The 15,483-nt window shown below is 66.5% G+C and carries 11 protein-coding genes and 1 pseudogene; 8 read left to right on the forward strand and 4 right to left on the reverse strand.

The window, feature by feature from the left end:
* Nucleotides 1-121: 121 nt before the first annotated feature.
* The 3 genes and pseudogenes from ALLO2_RS27460 to ALLO2_RS18680 all read right to left on the reverse strand — a co-directional run.
* A pseudogene (locus tag ALLO2_RS27460) lies at nt 122-1,144 on the reverse strand (recombinase family protein); the annotation flags it as partial.
* A gap of 30 nt (nt 1,145-1,174) precedes the next feature.
* Nucleotides 1,175-1,420: a hypothetical protein gene (locus ALLO2_RS18675; RefSeq protein WP_023841658.1), complete on the reverse strand. Its 246-nt coding sequence runs from the start codon at nt 1,418-1,420 to the stop codon at nt 1,175-1,177.
* 20 nt (nt 1,421-1,440) lie between these two features.
* The gene (locus ALLO2_RS18680) at nt 1,441-1,656 is read right to left on the reverse strand and encodes a hypothetical protein (RefSeq protein ID WP_023841657.1); all 216 of its coding nucleotides are present in this window, start codon (nt 1,654-1,656) and stop codon (nt 1,441-1,443) included.
* 2,467 nt (nt 1,657-4,123) lie between these two features.
* On the opposite strand from ALLO2_RS18680, the gene ALLO2_RS18695 reads away from it, so the two are divergent.
* The 3 genes from ALLO2_RS18695 (at nt 4,124) to ALLO2_RS18705 (ending at nt 6,822) form a co-directional block, all read left to right on the forward strand.
* On the forward strand, nt 4,124-4,534 hold the full coding sequence (locus tag ALLO2_RS18695; RefSeq protein WP_232235197.1) for an alkaline phosphatase family protein: 411 nt from the start codon (nt 4,124-4,126) through the stop codon (nt 4,532-4,534).
* Between the two features lie 132 nt (nt 4,535-4,666).
* Nucleotides 4,667-6,124: an NF041680 family putative transposase gene (locus ALLO2_RS18700; RefSeq protein WP_035733836.1), complete on the forward strand. Its 1,458-nt coding sequence runs from the start codon at nt 4,667-4,669 to the stop codon at nt 6,122-6,124.
* 53 nt (nt 6,125-6,177) lie between these two features.
* Nucleotides 6,178-6,822, forward strand: coding sequence for an alkaline phosphatase family protein (locus tag ALLO2_RS18705; RefSeq protein ID WP_023841652.1), 645 nt, complete (start codon nt 6,178-6,180; stop codon nt 6,820-6,822).
* A 234-nt stretch (nt 6,823-7,056) separates the two neighbouring features.
* Here ALLO2_RS18705 and ALLO2_RS25890 read toward each other — a convergent pair whose 3' ends face one another.
* A complete protein-coding gene (locus ALLO2_RS25890; protein ID WP_157493462.1) occupies nt 7,057-7,200 on the reverse strand; it encodes a hypothetical protein in 144 nt (47 codons plus the stop codon).
* Nucleotides 7,201-7,544: 344 nt separating this feature from the next.
* On the opposite strand from ALLO2_RS25890, the gene rfaE2 reads away from it, so the two are divergent.
* The 5 genes from rfaE2 (at nt 7,545) to ALLO2_RS18730 (ending at nt 15,476) form a co-directional block, all read left to right on the forward strand.
* The gene (rfaE2, locus tag ALLO2_RS18710; RefSeq protein WP_232235198.1) at nt 7,545-9,590 is read left to right on the forward strand and encodes a D-glycero-beta-D-manno-heptose 1-phosphate adenylyltransferase; all 2,046 of its coding nucleotides are present in this window, start codon (nt 7,545-7,547) and stop codon (nt 9,588-9,590) included.
* Entirely contained in the window at nt 9,587-10,699 is a 1,113-nt protein-coding gene (locus ALLO2_RS24890; protein WP_084588494.1) for an NAD-dependent epimerase/dehydratase family protein, read from the forward strand. Before rfaE2 ends, ALLO2_RS24890 begins: the two co-directional genes overlap by 4 nt.
* A gap of 1,023 nt (nt 10,700-11,722) precedes the next feature.
* Nucleotides 11,723-13,012 carry a cytochrome P450 gene (locus tag ALLO2_RS18720; protein ID WP_198031039.1) on the forward strand — a complete coding sequence of 430 codons (1,290 nt, stop codon included), beginning with the start codon at nt 11,723-11,725 and terminating at the stop codon, nt 13,010-13,012.
* Between the two features lie 5 nt (nt 13,013-13,017).
* Nucleotides 13,018-14,283 (forward strand): hypothetical protein, encoded by a 1,266-nt coding sequence (locus ALLO2_RS18725; RefSeq protein WP_051875404.1) that lies wholly within the window; start codon nt 13,018-13,020, stop codon nt 14,281-14,283.
* Nucleotides 14,280-15,476 carry a glycosyltransferase family 9 protein gene (locus tag ALLO2_RS18730; protein ID WP_023841646.1) on the forward strand — a complete coding sequence of 399 codons (1,197 nt, stop codon included), beginning with the start codon at nt 14,280-14,282 and terminating at the stop codon, nt 15,474-15,476. The genes ALLO2_RS18725 and ALLO2_RS18730 overlap by 4 nt, the downstream gene beginning before the upstream one ends.
* Nucleotides 15,477-15,483: the final 7 nt, after the last annotated feature.

The following is a 15,483-nucleotide window of genomic DNA, read 5'->3' on the forward strand; positions in this document are numbered from 1 at the left end:
CCTGCTGGGCCCTTTTGACGGCGTCGGCGATGAGGGTGTGCTGCTCGCGGTAGAAGTCGGCGAGGGCTTCGAGGACGGCGTGGTCGATGGCGTCGGCGTCCAGTCGGGGGGCGTCGCAGCGGTCGGAGCCGTAGCGGTTGCGGGTGAAGCAGGTGTAGTAGCGGTATTTGCGGCCATGGCGGCCGGTGGCGCGGGTCCCGAGCATGGTTTTGCCGCAGCGGGGGCAGCGCATCCGGCCGGTGAGGTGGTAGTCGGAGGCGTTGGAGGCCCGGCGGGAGTGGGCTTCGCTGCGGGCGGTGAGCAGCCGCTGGGCGTCGTCGAAGATGGCCCGGTCGATGATCGGCTGGTGGGTGTCGACGACGACGATGTCCCGGAACGATGCTTCGCCGAGGTAGACGCGGTTGTCGAGGTAGCGCAGGACCTGGTGACCGGTCCACTGGTTACCGCTGCGGGTGCGGTGTCCGCGGTCGTTGAGGGTGGTCGCGATCGCGCGGGCGCCGAGCCGGCGGCGGGTGTAGAGCTCGAAGATCGCCCGGATGATCGCGGCTTCGGGTTCGTAGGGGATGAGGGTCCAGGTGGGCTTGTCGACGTGGTAGCCGTAGGGGGCTTGGGTGCTCATCCAGCGGCCTTCGCGGGCTTTACGTTCCATCCCGGCGACGACGCGGTCGATGATGGTGTCGCGTTCGAACTGGGCGAACATGGCCAGCATCTGCAGGAGCATGCGGCCCATCGGGGTGGAGGTGTCGAACGGCTCCGTGGCGGACCGGAACACGACGCCTGCCTCGTCGAGGTCTTCCAACAGTTGGACGGTGTCGCGCAGGTTGCGGGAGAGCCGGTCGACCCGGTAGACGAGCAGGACGTCGATGAGTCCGTTGCGGGCGGCGGCCAGTGCGCGGTGGAGATCTTTGCGGTCGGTGCTGGCGCCGGAGGCGTCGTCGGAGAACCGCAGCGTGATCTCCCAGCCGGGTTGGGAGTCGACGTAGGAGCGGAGCCGGTCTTCCTGGGCGTCGAGGGTGTAGCGCTGGTGGTCGTCGTCGGTGGAGCGGCGTAGGTAGATCCCGACGCGGACGGTGGCGGGCAGGGTGCTGGCGAAGGCGTCGCGGGTGCGGGGGCTGGTGACGCGGCGGGCGTTGGAACGGGGCATGGCCGGGCGGCTCCAGGGTTCAGACGGGGGTCAGACGTGTCGCCGGGGCGGGGTGTGGACGTCGTGCCGGTGGGGGCCGGTGGCGGGCTGGTCGGGGATGAGATCCCGCCCGAGGTGGGCGTCGAGGAACGCGCGGATCCGGTCGTGCTGGGCGTCGAGGGAACCCGGGCCGGCGGCGTCGGGCCGGTGCCGCTGGTAGACGGCGACCCGCAGCAAACCGGGTGGGCTGGCGGCGGGTCGGCGCCGCCAGGGCAGGCGTTGGCGGGTGATGGGCATGGCGTTACCCCCCCGGGGTATTAGGCGGCGTCGTCCTTGGCAGGTGGGGCGGGCCGCTGCTGCTGCCAGTAGGTGATGAGCGCGGCGAGCGCGCGGATGGCGGCACGTTCCTGGTCGTCGGTCATCGGTTCGGTCTCGATCCGTTCGATCTCCACGTGGCGGGTGTCCCGCAGCGGCACCACGCCGCTGTCGTCGTCGGAGTCGTGGGGGTGACCAGGGGTGGTGCCAGCCGTCATATCGCCTCCAGGCGTCGGGAAAACGAGGGGTGCGCAGGGCAGGGGTGAACAGCCGCTGCCGGCGGGGCACGGAGCGGTGTCCGGGGNGGTTCTGGAAAGAGTAACGCCATGCCGGGCCGGATGATGCCCAGGAAAGCAGGGAAAGAAACCCGATTCGGGATCGGATCGTGGACAGAGGAACACCGGAGCCGGGTGCGGATTCCCCTCGCCGGGAAAGCCGGGGGTCGGACCGGGAACGGGTCCGGGTCCGGACCCCGACTCACCCCGGGGTGTTCGTGGGGAATCCGACCGCGGCGGCGGGTCGACCGCTGCCGGCGGCGGCCCCGCAGGCGGCTCGGGCTGCGGCTGCGTGCCGCTGGCCTCCTGTGCTGCAGGTGATGCGGGCCGCAGGGCCCGCGGTGGGTGCGGGTCGGGTGGGCCGGTGCGGCCGGGATCGGGGTGGGCCGGGTCGGGCACGAGGCGGTCTCCTCCACGGGCCGAAAATTGCCGTCGTAGAGGAGACCGGTTTCTGGGCCTGTTTTTGCCATTCACCCTCCAACTTTATTGATAGATCTTTTTTATGGGTCGCGTGCACGGTCCCGCTGTGCATGCCCAGCGGGCCGCTGTGCATCGCCGATTTTCGCTGCTGATTAGTCAAGAATGGCGACCACCCACCGGACCACCAGAGGTAAAGATCGACATGTGCCGCGACGTGCATTCACAGCGATTTCTAGTCTGCATGAACTAGTTCACCCGAACCATGATCGCTGGGCACAGCGATCATGCCCGCGAAGATCGCTGTCATGTCCCAACAGCAGGCACGGACCGACTCCCTCCGCAAGCTGCAGACCGCACGCCACGCCCTGCCGTCGGGTGCCTTCCAGAGGCCATCACCCACGAGGAACCGGTGTCCGGCGCCCGCCGGCCTGCCACATGCTGGCGACCTCGACCGGCATGCCGGTCGAGGCCCTTACCCCAAGACGACCCGCGCACCGCCCCGACCGTCCGGGGGAGCACCAACCGGATCAGCACCACCCTCCGTCGTCCGCACGCCGACCCCGGGGTCCGGGTCCGGACCCGGACCCCGGGGTCGGTCGACAGACTGGGCCGTATCCCGACCGGCTAGGCCGACCACAGACCCACCCGCAGCCGTCAACCGCGGCCCCGCCCGACCGGACCCGAAGCGACACGGAACGCCCGGCCCGGCCAGAACGGCGTCGCCGACGCGACAGCAAGACCCGAAGGATCGACACCACCGGCGGCGGAGCCGGCCGAGACGACCGGCGGAACCAGGAACCAGGAACCAGCGCCACCGCCGGGATTGGACGGAACCAGCTCGCCCAGCACGACCGGCGGGGACCGGCCAGAACGGGGGCACCCGCGGGACCGTGCGTCGTCGAAGAAGCCGGCCTCTCGGTGACGGACCGCGGCGCGGCTGGCGGCTCGGCCTACGTGGCCCATCCGCTGGTCACGGCCCCGCAGCCCTCTCGCTGTGCGGACGCTGGCATGCCCGCGCCGGCCAACCGCCGTACCACCAGCCGCCTGCCGTCTTCCCTGCTCAGCGGGGCACTACCAGCCGGTCTATCTGGCCATGACGCGTACGACCGCGGGTCCGCACGCGCAATTCTCACCCAACAAAGACGAAACCGCTACGCACAGCGATACCGGTGTCCGTTATCCTTCCGGGATATGGCACGTGTGACGCCCGCTCTGGACCGTCTCACCGAGACCGCCAGAGCCGATTACCTGCGCAACATCACCCATCCGGAGATGGTGGGGACCGGCCTGCCCCAAGGGATGACCATGGGTGAGATGCTCGCGTCCAAAACGATCGCCTCAGCAGGCGCGAACAGCTACCTGCAACTCAGCTCCCTCGTCACCATGGCCGTACCACGGCTGTACAACCTCAGGCGTGGGCAAGCCCCTTTCGAATCCGACGAGAAAATCCTGGAGCAGGCAATAGGCGACCCCGCCCTACACGGCGTCGGCAAAGAGATCACCGCGAACGTCGGCGCACTGGTCTGGGACGTCGACGACTATCTGACCGGCCTGCTCTCGCAGACCGTCACCCAGCTTCCCGACCCGCAGGTGAGCGCGCTCCTGCTGGAGCTGTGGCACATCCGTGAGGAGGAGTTCGACCCCGACGCGCCCGGCAGTGAAGTCGACCTCAACGCCGACGATGCCATGTCCGCTACTTTCGATCATCCCCAGCACTACCTGCTGGACCTGATCGTGGACACGATCATCGCTCGGCTCATGAAACGCCACGGCCCCGAACTTCTCCTGGCCTGGGCAGACGCCGTCGGNAAAGCCAGCCGATAGCACCCGCCAGCCTGAGATGATCTGTGATCGCAGCTGGGCGAAAAGACAAGTATCCATCCGTTTTAAGCGAAAGCCGCAAATCATGAGATCACCGGTGCCGGCCTGTCCGAGGGGCACTCTCGCTGACGTCATGCCGTCGTTGCTGGCAGGGCTGGGGGTTCCGGGCATGACAAACGTTCTGGGGCTACCCGGAGCGTCCAGGGTGTGTCTGCTCTTGGTAGATGGCTTGGGATGGCGGCTGCTGCAATCGTACGACACCGAGGCGCCATTTCTATCCGCGCTGGCTACGGACCGCGAACCAATCATCTCAGGATTCCCGACGACGACGGCAACGAGCATCGCCGCGCTCGGCACCGGCGTTCCCTCCGGCGAGCACGGAATCGTGGGCTACACCTTCGCCGTCGGCGTCGGCGCCGACGCCGACGCCGACGAGCTGCTCAACGCGCTGCGATGGCAACGACACGGGCAAGGACCACCCATCGACCTGCGGGCGCGGATCGTTCCCGAGCAGGTGCAGCCACGTCGAACCGTCTTCGAGCGTGCCATCGACGCCGGTGTGGAGGTGCGTCTAGCTTGATCTTTAACCTTGGGCGTCGAACGAGCCGTCGTCTGTGATCACTCGGCTCGGAGGCCACTGTTCATGTAGGCAGCCTTCGGCTGATCATGTTTTCCGACCAAGGCGCACACGCTCGGCACGAAAGCTGTGAGGATGAGTCTGCTGCATGATGCTGCCCGGCAGGAGCCGTTCGCGGAACTGTCTCGTTTCCGGTACGAGTTCTACTCCTGCCTGACCCGGCGAGCCGATGCGTTGTTCGAGCTGGCTGACGCCGTCCTGTGCGCGGACGGCCCTGTGCGCTCGCTGGTGGAGCTGTCGCTGGTGGGCGAACACCGGCGCGGGCACGGTGGCCTCTACGATGCGGTGGCGGCCGGACGGGTGGACATCGCCCGGCTACAGCGGGCCGTGGCCGGGGTGTCGTTGCCACGGGCGGCCGACGGCCGGCTGGTCCTAGCCGCCGATGTCACCTGCTGGCTGCGGCCCGACGCGCACACGTCACCGCAGCGGATCCTGTGCCACACCTACGGACGTGGCAAGGACCAGCACATCCCCGTCCCCGGCTGGCCGTACTCGGTGATCTGCGCGCTGGAGACAGGCCGTAGCTCGTGGACCGCGCCGCTGGACGCCCTGCGGCTGGCACCCGGAGACGACGCCGCCGCGGTCACTGCCCGGCAGATACGCGAGCTGGTCGAGCGGCTGAGGGCAGCCGGGCAGTGGAAAGACCACGACCCGGACATGCTCATCGTGGTGGACGCCGGCTACGACGTGCCCCGCCTGGCCTTCCTGCTCCGCGATCTGCCGGTCCAGGTGCTGGGCCGGATGCGCTCCGACCGCGTCCTGCGCCGCGCGGCACAGCCCCGCNCCCCCGGCNCCTACGGCCGCCCGCCCCGCCACGGTGGCGAGTTCGTCTTCGGTGACCCCGACACCTGGACCACCCCCGACCAGGCGACCGTGACCGACACCCGTCTCTACGGCACGGCGAGTGCACGGGCCTGGGACCGGCTCCACCCGCGGCTGACCCACCGCTCGGCATGGGCCGCCGACCTGGGTGTGCTGCCGGTCATCGAGGGCACCGTGATCCTTCTGCAGGTCGAGCGCCTGCCCAGCGGGGCCAACCCCAAGCCTGTCTGGTTGTGGTGGTCAGGCACCGGCGCCACCGCCGCTCAGGTCGACCTGCTCTGGCAGGTCTTCCTGCGGCGTTTCGATATCGAGTACACCTTTCGACTGTTCAAGCAGACCCTCGGATGGACGGCACCGAAGGTCCGCACCCCCGAGGCGGCCGATCGCTGGACCTGGCTGATCCTCGCCGCCTACACACAGCTGCGTCTGGCCCGCCCGCTGGCCGCCGACCGACGCCGACCATGGGAGAGACCCAGCCCACCCGACCGTCTGACACCCGCACGCATCCGCCGCGATTTTCGGCACCTGCGCACGAAGACCACCTGCCCCGCGGCAGCACCGAAACCCTCCCGACCCGGCCCCGGCCGGCCACCCGGCCGCAAGAACACCCAGCCCACTCCACGCCATGACGTGCACATAGTCGGCAAAGCGGACCTCACCCAGCGGCGGACGAAGAAGTCCACGACCCCACGACCACGCCGCACAGGTTAAAGATCAAGCTAGTCGCACCGCATGCGCAGGACGGCAGCGGCTTCACCCGCGCCGTGCTGCGCGGTGGACGGTTCCGTGGAGTCCACGCTCTCGGCGACCTCGCCAGCCATGCCCTGGAAGCGCTGCACAGTCACGACCGGGTCTTCTGCTACGCCTACCACGGTGATCTCGACACACTCGGCCACATTTACGGGCCAGGCAGCGAGCCCTGGCGGCAGCAGCTGGCCCTCATCGACCACCTGGCGGCCCGGATCACCACGGGGCTCCCAACGGACAGCATGCTCGTGATCACAGCAGACCACGGCATGGTCTCCGTCACTGACGGCGACCAGATCGACCTCGACACCGAGCCGATGCTGCGAGACGGCGTACGGATGCTCGGTGGCGAGGCGCGCGTCCGACACGTCTACACCGAACGTGGCGCAACCGATGATGTCTGGTGCACCTGGCACGACGTTCTCGGCACGCGAGCCCTGGTGTCCCACCGAGATGAGGCCATCGATAGGGGATGGTTCGGTCCGCAGATCGCCGCCGACGTCCGCCCACGCATCGGCGATCTCGTCGTCGCCGCCCTGGACAACCTCGTCATGGTGCGATCGGAAGTCGAACCCACGTCGAGCCGATTCATCGGCCACCACGGCTCACTCACCTCTGACGAGCTACTCATCCCGCTCCTGCACGCCTCGAACACGAAGTAGCGCCTTGGCCCCCTGCGCCGCCCCCTTCGCGGACACGCAAGGAGGGGTCCTGGGCCGGGGGCCATACTGCGCGAGCGATTCGGCGTCCGTCCCCGGCGGACTGGCCGAACTGGGGCCCGCNGCTGTCACCGTTTCCGCAGCTCAGCCGTCCATGTGAGCGTGAGGGCAGATGTTCGCAGTGAAGGGAATGACTCGTACCCCGGAGCCGGAGCATCGTCCATGAAGCAAGGCTCCTCACCACGACATGATCCTGAATCCGGCGCAGGAAGGGATCTCTCCCGCTTCCTTGCCTGCCGGGAGCACCGAGACGAGGGACACCTTGATGACGGCAAGTGGCGAGTGCGCCCAGATCACCGCGCGGGCCAGCCCGGTCTTCACAGAGCTTCCGAAGTTCCAGATGACCGGTGCGACAGGATGACGAGGGTGCTTGCAATGGGCCCCAAGCTAGCGGCCTCCCCTGATCGAGCAACCGGCCCAACCCGACCCGGTACGCGAGAAGCCCACGTTAACGGGCCCGAGATTGGCCGGATCGCCTGCGGGCGACGGCCCGAAGGTGCTATACACAGATAGTCAGTGACCGAACGCGATCCGCAGTGGAGGTGGCGGCCGAGCCGAAAATGGTCGTCAGCAATGGAGCCCTGCGCGACGATGCGTAAGATCACGAATTTCAGTATTCAGAGTACGGCATAGCGGAACGTACTGCGGCATACGGAGGTTCAGCTTTGCGGCAGAGCAGCGATTATACTGCTGGTCTGGTTAAAGCGCTGGCTACCATGAATGATGCTCGACTGTCGGCGTGGGGGCGTGCGATTGCTGTGGACCTTCCGTCGGGTGGCCGGCTGCTGGTAGCGGGCAATGGTGGTTCGGCAGCGCATGCGCAGCACCTTGCTGCTGAACTTGTCGGCCGCTTCAAAGTCGACCGTATNCNTTTGTCCGCACTTGCCCTCACCGCCGATGCGTCGACACTGACTGCGATAGGAAATGACTTCGGCTTCGGAGAGGTCTTCGCGCGGCAGGTGCAAGCGCATGGCCGACCGGGCGATGTACTGATCACCATGTCGACGTCTGGGCGCAGTCCGAACCTCCTACGCGCAGTAGCAGTAGCACGAGACCTGGGCATGATGACATGGGCATTGACGGGGCCGGCGCCGAATTCGATCGCCGAGGCTTCTCATGAGTACGTCGATGTCTTCTCCGAATCCGCAGCACATGTGCAGGAGTGCCATCTTGTCGCGATCCATATGCTATGTGTCGCCGTTGACGGTGTACTCGACCAGACCCGGACAGTAGAGGAGAAAGGGGCGCCTTCATCGACTGTTGCAGAGATATCAATGGAAGAGCAGGTGGTGCCGCCGCGACGACCTTCAGTAGACAAGAAGGTCGATTTGGTTGTCCTGGGTGACGTCTTGCTCGACATAGACATCACGGGTGAAGTTAATAGAGTCTCTCCAGAAGCTCCCGTACCGGTAGTCAGTTCACCGAAAGACGAGGCCCGCCCGGGTGGCGCGGGGCTCGCAGCCCTCCTGGCAGCAATGGATGGACATCGGGTCACTTTGATTACGGCACTTGGTTCCGACAATGCGGCCGATGTGGTCACGGAAATGCTGACAAATGCGGGAGTGTCGATTGTCAATCTCGGGACGTCGTCCGCGACGGCAGTAAAGACACGGGTACGCGCTGGGCAACAGACTATCTTGATGCTCGACCGTGCGAATCCGCCCGGTTCTCTCGGGCCCCTCCCTGCGGATGGAAGTAGGGCGATTCACTCTGCTGCGGCCGTGCTGGTCTGCGACTACGGGCGCGGCGTGGCGGCGGCCGAGGACGTTCGTCAGGCCCTGTCAGAACTTGTCGGTCGGACTCCGGTGGTGTGGGATCCGCACCCGCTGGGACCGGCGCCGGTTGCCGGCATCGCTTTGGCGACGCCGAACAGCCGGGAAGCTGATCATTTCCATCCCGATGTATCACTGACCGGTATCGAAGGGGACATCGAGCGAGCGCGTCGCCTCCAGAGAACGTGGCGGGTCGGCCAGGTCGCGATCACTCGGGGTCGCGACGGCGTGGTGCTGATCAACGACGACGACGCGCCGCCGTTGGTCATCCCTGCTCCCTTCGTGTCCGGCGGGGACACTCGCGGAGCCGGCGACCGTTTCGCGGTCACCACCGCTGCACTGCTCGGAGCTGGCGTCCTGCCCTCGACGGCTGCGACACGAGCGGTTACCGTCGCAGCCGAATATGTCACGGGAGGGATCGACCTCGGTGCAGCCTCAAAGGGGCAGCCGACAGGGCTCGGCGTCGGTGATGCTCGGTCTCTTGCCGCCCGTGTACGAGCTGGTGGCGGGACCGTCGTGGCGACTGGTGGTTGTTTTGACTTACTGCATCGCGGCCACATCGCACTGCTCCAGCACGCCCGGCAGCTTGGGGACTGTCTTATTGTCTGCCTTAACAGCGATGCCTCCGTGACCCGGTTGAAAGGAAAAGGTCGCCCTCTGGTCTCAGAGGAGGACCGGGCTGGTGTTCTACAGGCGCTTTCGTGCGTAGATGCGGTCNTTNTTTTCGATCAGGACACGCCCGCCGATATACTCAGCCAGCTTCGGCCGCATTTCTTTGTCAAGGGTGGCGACTACGCGATCGCTGACATCGTTGAGCGTGCGGTAGTCGAGCAGGCCGGTGGACAGGTGGTGTTGGCGCCCTATCTGGACGGCCGTTCCACGACATCCCTGATCGAGCAGGCTGGTCGCCGACGCAACGACTCAGAGCGCGCTGTATGACAAGCGCGGTACTTGTGACCGGTGCGGCAGGCTTCATAGGAGGTCACCTCGCTGCGGCTTGTCATGCTGACGGTTGGGAGGTGACCGCGGTCGACCGTAGAGCAGCTGGGCCCCTCGCCGAAGGCGCGGTCCCGATCATTCAGGCCGACGCCGCAGATCCGGCTCTCCTGATCAGGATTAGGTCAGGAGAGTTCGCCGCCGTGCTCCATCAGGCAGCGGTAAGTAATACGCTCGCAGACCGGTGGGATCTCCTCCAAGACGTGAACGTGNACGTACCGTTACAGCTTGCTGGTGCGTGCGAAGTCAGTGCGACACGTTTCGTATACGCTTCATCGAGCAGCGTGTACGGATCTGTCTTTCGTCGAGTTCCCGTTCCCGAGCAGGCCGTCGACGATCGTGCACTGACTTCCGGGCCGCTGAATCTCTATGCCCGGTCCAAACTGCTGTTGGACCAGAGGATGCAGCGGTTCACCGGGCGGATGTCGTGGACCGGGCTTCGCTACACCAACGTGTTCGGCCCGAACGAGGATCACAAGGGCGCCATGGCGTCGATTCTGTGGCAGCTCCTGCATGCCACAGCGTGCGGTCGCCGGATCGATCTATTTAGCGACACCTTGCTTGCGGAGCGGGATTTTCTGCCGGTAGCCTCACTCGTTGACACCGTGCTGCACCTCCTACGCTCATCCATTCCCTCAGGCGTGTACAATCTCGGCGCCGGGCACGCGATCTCCTTTGCCACTATTCTCGGGTGGTGCGCCGGCCTACGGGACGGCGGCATGGTGGATCTGCGGCTGGTCCCCAACCCGATCCCGGATCGGTATCAGTACTGGACCTGCGCCGACATGACAGCGCTGCGCGGCGTTCTCCCACGCGCCGCCGAGGTCACCTCGGATCAGATTCGCGATGCTGCTGGTGAGTTGTACCGATCGTTCGTGCCTGGCTCCGCATCTGACGAAAACCCGAACCGTTCAGGCAAGCTGCCGCGCGGAACTGCCCCTCGACTCCCGGGAGATAATTGTCATGCACAGCCGCCATGCCCGAGACCGGGACCAGAATCAACTGCGCCGGTCGCTGTCGGCACTGTCGATGTCGCTGCGAAGGACGGCTGATGCGCCGCGGCCTGCCGAGCCGCGGTTCGTCTCCTACGACCAGCTGCGTCAACCCGACGGTGCGATCGTCGGCCGCAAGAAGGTCATCCTCATGTCTGGTGGCTGTTCAGTTCCGACGTGCACCATGTGCCCATTTACCAACGAGAACAACTATGGGCTCGGCAGTGAAACCCAGAGCCTCTTGCATCAGGTCTCCCACGTTCTCACCCGCTCCCCAGATGAACCGGCCTATGATGTCCTGGCCTTGTACAACGACGGGTCTTTCTTTGCACCGCGTGAGATCCCGCGAGACGCCCAGCTCGTCATCGCTGAATACGTGGCAAAGGCCGGCGTTCGCCGGCTCGTGGTCGAGTCGCTGCCGCAGTTCGTCACGCCTGCCGTGCTGGCTCCGTTCGTCGNTGCTCTTCGCGGGGTCGAACTGGAGGTGGGTATCGGCTTGCAGTCCTCCGACGATCTCGTCCGGGAGACTCTCGTCAACACACGGATCTCCCGGACGGCCTTCGAGCGTGCACTGTTGACCATGAGCGAACTTGGTGTCCATCCGAAGATCTACCTGATGGTCAAACCGCCGTTCCTGACCGACGCGGAAGCGATCACCGATGTTGTCTCCTCCGTGGAGTACGTTCGCGCCCTCGGAATCCAGGGTGTGACGCTGTGTCCGACGCGGGTATCCCCTAACACCGTCGCATGGCGGCTCTGGGAGTCCGGGGCCTATCAGCCTCCGAACCTGTGGACAATCGTCGACACGGTTCGGCGCATCCACGACGCAACGCAGGTACGGGTTGCCTGCATCAACCTGCGGGGCAGCGATTTTGAATCGGTCTTCCCCGACAGCTGCCCTGCGTGCGCTGATCACGTCGTCGACAGCCTGATCCGCTACAGCGAGACCGGAGACGTGGCTGATCTCCCCGACGACTGTGGCTGCCGACCGATGATCGAGGCCACCGCTCTGGACCATGCCGCGATCGTGGCACGCAGCCTGGAATTGCTGGCCCGCAGCAGCTCAGACGAGCGGGTCATCGCGTGAGGCCGCTGCGGACGGGTGGGTTGCCGGTGGTGGACTCGGCCCGCGGCTTCGCCGCCCAGCCGCTGGACTATCTGATCCGTCAGCACACCGAGCACGGCGACATGTTCGCCATGCGCATGGCGGGCGTGCCCACTGTGTTCTGCGGCGGCGCTGGCGGACCAGCCGCCCTGTTCCAGGCCGAGCCCGGACATTTGGAGATCTACAACACCGGTCTGGTCCACGATCTGTTTCGGAGGGCAGTGTTCAACCTTCGCGGTGAGGAACATCTCCAGGCCCGAAGGATGCTGCTGGCCGGTTTGGTCGGGCCGCCGCTGCGCCGCTATGCGACAAGGGCGCTGCGACTCGCGCAGAGTCACGCCGAGCGCTGGTCCGCGGCCCCTGGCTTCGACCTCTACCAGTCGGCCCGGGATCTGACCATGGACGTGTGTGCTCAGGTCATCCTCGGCGTGCGTCCGCACGAGCGTGACCATCAGGCGCTGAACCGTCTGTTCGATGTCTTCGTACGCGGCACGGACGCGCCGTCGGCCCGGCGGTACGCCTCGCCGGCCTACTGGCGAGGTCGCCGCGCCGCCGCCGAGCTGCGTGCGCTGTTCCAGCGGCGGCTCGGTGCCGGCCCTGACCCGTCGCGCGGCGACGTGCTGTCGCACCTGGCCGAGTACGTCGACCAGCACGGTATGGATCCTGCCAGTCTGCCGGACCACCTGTTGGCGCTCCTGATCGCAACCCGTGAGNCCACCGCGAGTCTGCTCACCTGGCTGCTGGTGGAACTCGCCCACGACAGCCCACTGGCTGAGGCGATCGGGGCGGAGGCCCGAACCCTGTGTGCCGAGCCGGACCTGCTCGTTGATCGCGAGGCCGCCCCCAGCCTGCGCGCGGCTGTCCTGGAAGCGGAGCGGCTGCACTCCCCGAACACGATCAGCCTGCGCATCGTCGTGGCCGACTGCTCCATCGGCGGATACGAGGTCCCGAAGGGCTGGCGGGNNGCCTACTCACCAGCGGCAAACCATCTCATGCCTCAGCTCTACGACAGTCCGGACCAATTCCGGTCCGACCGGTTTGCTGGCAAGCGGGGTCATTCGGTGAGCAGCCTACTGACCTTCGGGCGTGGCCTGCATGCCTGTCCCGGAAAGCAGTTCGCCGAACTTGTCGTGCTGGCCACGGTGACCGCGACGTACGCTCACCACCGGCTGGCGGTGCTTGGCGGTGTCCCCACCGTGCTGCGGCACCTGCCGGTCAAGGCGCCCACCACGCCGCTGCCCGCTCTCCTGACGACGGCGGGTAGATAGCGAGCATGAACGTCGCCGAAGTCCTGTCCTTGGTCACCCGCTACCACCAGGCCAGTGCTCGTCGCCTGCACCTGGTGCCCAGCGAGAACGCCATGAGCCTGGCGGCCCGGCTCCCGTTCCTCACCGACGTGATCCACCGCTACTGCTTCACCGCTGACGGGGAGAACTGGGCCTGGCCCGGCAACAACGATCTGGCTGCGATCGAGCAGGCGGCGGCGGAGGGGTTGCGCGAGCTGTTCGGCGCCGACTACGTCAACCTCAAGCCGATATCCGGGATCAACAGCATGGCGGTCGCGGTCTCCGCCCTGGCCGACCACGGCGGCACCGTGTTCAGCATCGGCGAGGCCGACGGCGGCCATGGCTCGACTCGCTTCCTCGCCCAACGACTCGGGCTGGCCGCCGTCGCGCTTCCCTACGACCGACGCCGCTACGAGGTCGACACCGACCAGCTGGCCACGCTCGCCGCGGCGACACCGGGCCCGAAACTGGTCTATCTCGACCAGTTCATGTGTCTGTTCCCCCACGACCTGCCAGCGCTGCGCGCAGCGGTCGGACCCGAAACCCTGATCCATTACGACGGCTCCCACGTCATGGGACTCATCGCCGGCGGGCAGTTCCAAGACCCACTGGCCGAAGGCGCCGACTGCCTTGGCGGGTCCACGCACAAGTCGTTCCCCGGCCCGCACAAGGGCGTCATCCTCACCAACTCGGACGATCTTGCCAAGAAGATCGACGAGCACGCCAGTCACTGGGTCTCGCACCATCACGTCGCCGACGTCGCCGCCCTTGCGGTCACCGTCGCAGATCTACGCGAGAGCGGCGGGGAGTACGCCGCACGCACGGNGCGTAATGCCCGGCACCTGGGTGGCGCGCTGGCCGACCGGGGGTTCGCGGTGTGCGCGGCCGAGCGGGGCTTCACCCGCTCGCACCAGTTGTGGATCGACATCGCCCCGCTCATGGACCCCTTCCAGGCCAGCCAGGCGCTGCTGGCGGCCGGGATCGTCGTCAACGCGATCGACGTGCCCTACCTGACCCCCGGTACCGGGCTCCGGCTCGGTGTCCAGGAGGTAACGAGGCTCGGCATGGACACCGATGCGATGTACGAGCTCGCGCACCTGTTCGCGAGACTTCTCATCAAGCGTGACGAGCCGAGCCTCGTCGCTGCCGGCGTCGACGACCTCCGCAGGCGCCACACCCGGGCACACGACGAGGCATTCGACCCGATGATGCGGGACCTCGTCCTGTCAATCCTCGCACGGGAGGACGGTTGATTCCGCGTGCTGAATCCGCCAGCTTCCTCGGACCGGAGTTCACCGAAGAAAGCTTCCTCTGGCACGCTGACTGCCGGCACTTCGTAGGCGGTCTGCCCTGCAAGTACTGGCGTCCCTGCCTGAACTGTGACCATCACGACCCGGTGGACACTCGGATACTGATCGTGATGCTGGGTTTGCTCGGTGACATGCTGATAGCGTCCCCGCTGCCCGCCCGCATCAAGCGGGACAAGCCCGCCGCTCATATCACCTGGCTGGTCGACGAAGCGTGCGCTCCGGTGCTGCGCATGAATCCATACATCGACCGCGTCTTGCCATTCGACTGGCAGGCCGCGGCCCAGCTTCCCTCGGAAACCTTCGACGCGGTCTACAGCTTTGAACGTGCGCCTTCGGCCGCAGGGCTCGTCGATCGCATCCATGCCACCCACAAGGCGGGGCTGGCTTACGGCGGACCGCACAACAGTCTTTATGCCATCGGCGCCGCGGCCCGGCATTTCTTTCTCATGAACACCTGGAACGACTACCGCACCCGCCGCAACACCAAGACCTGGACGGAACTCTACTTCGAGGTTGCCGGATACCGATACGACGGCGAGCCCTACGTCCTGCGAGTACCCCCGGCGGCCGACGGCCGTGTCCGCGCACTGCTCGCGGATGGGACCGACATGCCTCGGGTATGCCTCAACGTCGGAGGCTCCCTGCCCACCAAGATCTGGCCGGTCCGCCACTGGCTCAGCCTCGGTACCACCCTGCGGGAACAGGGATACCAGCTCGTGATCACCGGTGGTCCCACCGACCGGTCGGTGTGCGAGCGTCTTCATCAGGAACTCTCCGGCGACGGCGCCCATAGCCGCTCCGTCCGTTACGCGCAACTTTCCATCGAGGAATTCGCGGCGCTTCCCGCCCACTGCGACGTCATCGTCTCGGGAGACTCCTTCGGCTTCCATCTGGCCCTGGCCCACGAGCGCCCCTGCGTGCTCCTGCTCGGGCCGAGTAGCGGAGCCGAGGTCATCCCCAAACACGTCACCACGGTCACGGCGCTGCGCTCGTCGTCGGCCTGCTCGCCCTGCGCCCACCAGGTGGCCTGCGGTGGAGTTGGAGGCTGCATGGACACCATCGAGCCCGATGACGCTTTCACCGCGGTCGGAGGGCTCCTCGCCAGGCGAGGCGCCGTCCACCGCAGCCATCCGTAGGTAACTG

Source organism: Frankia sp. Allo2 (genome assembly GCF_000733325.1).
Lineage (GTDB): Bacteria > Actinomycetota > Actinomycetes > Frankiales > Frankiaceae > Frankia > Frankia casuarinae.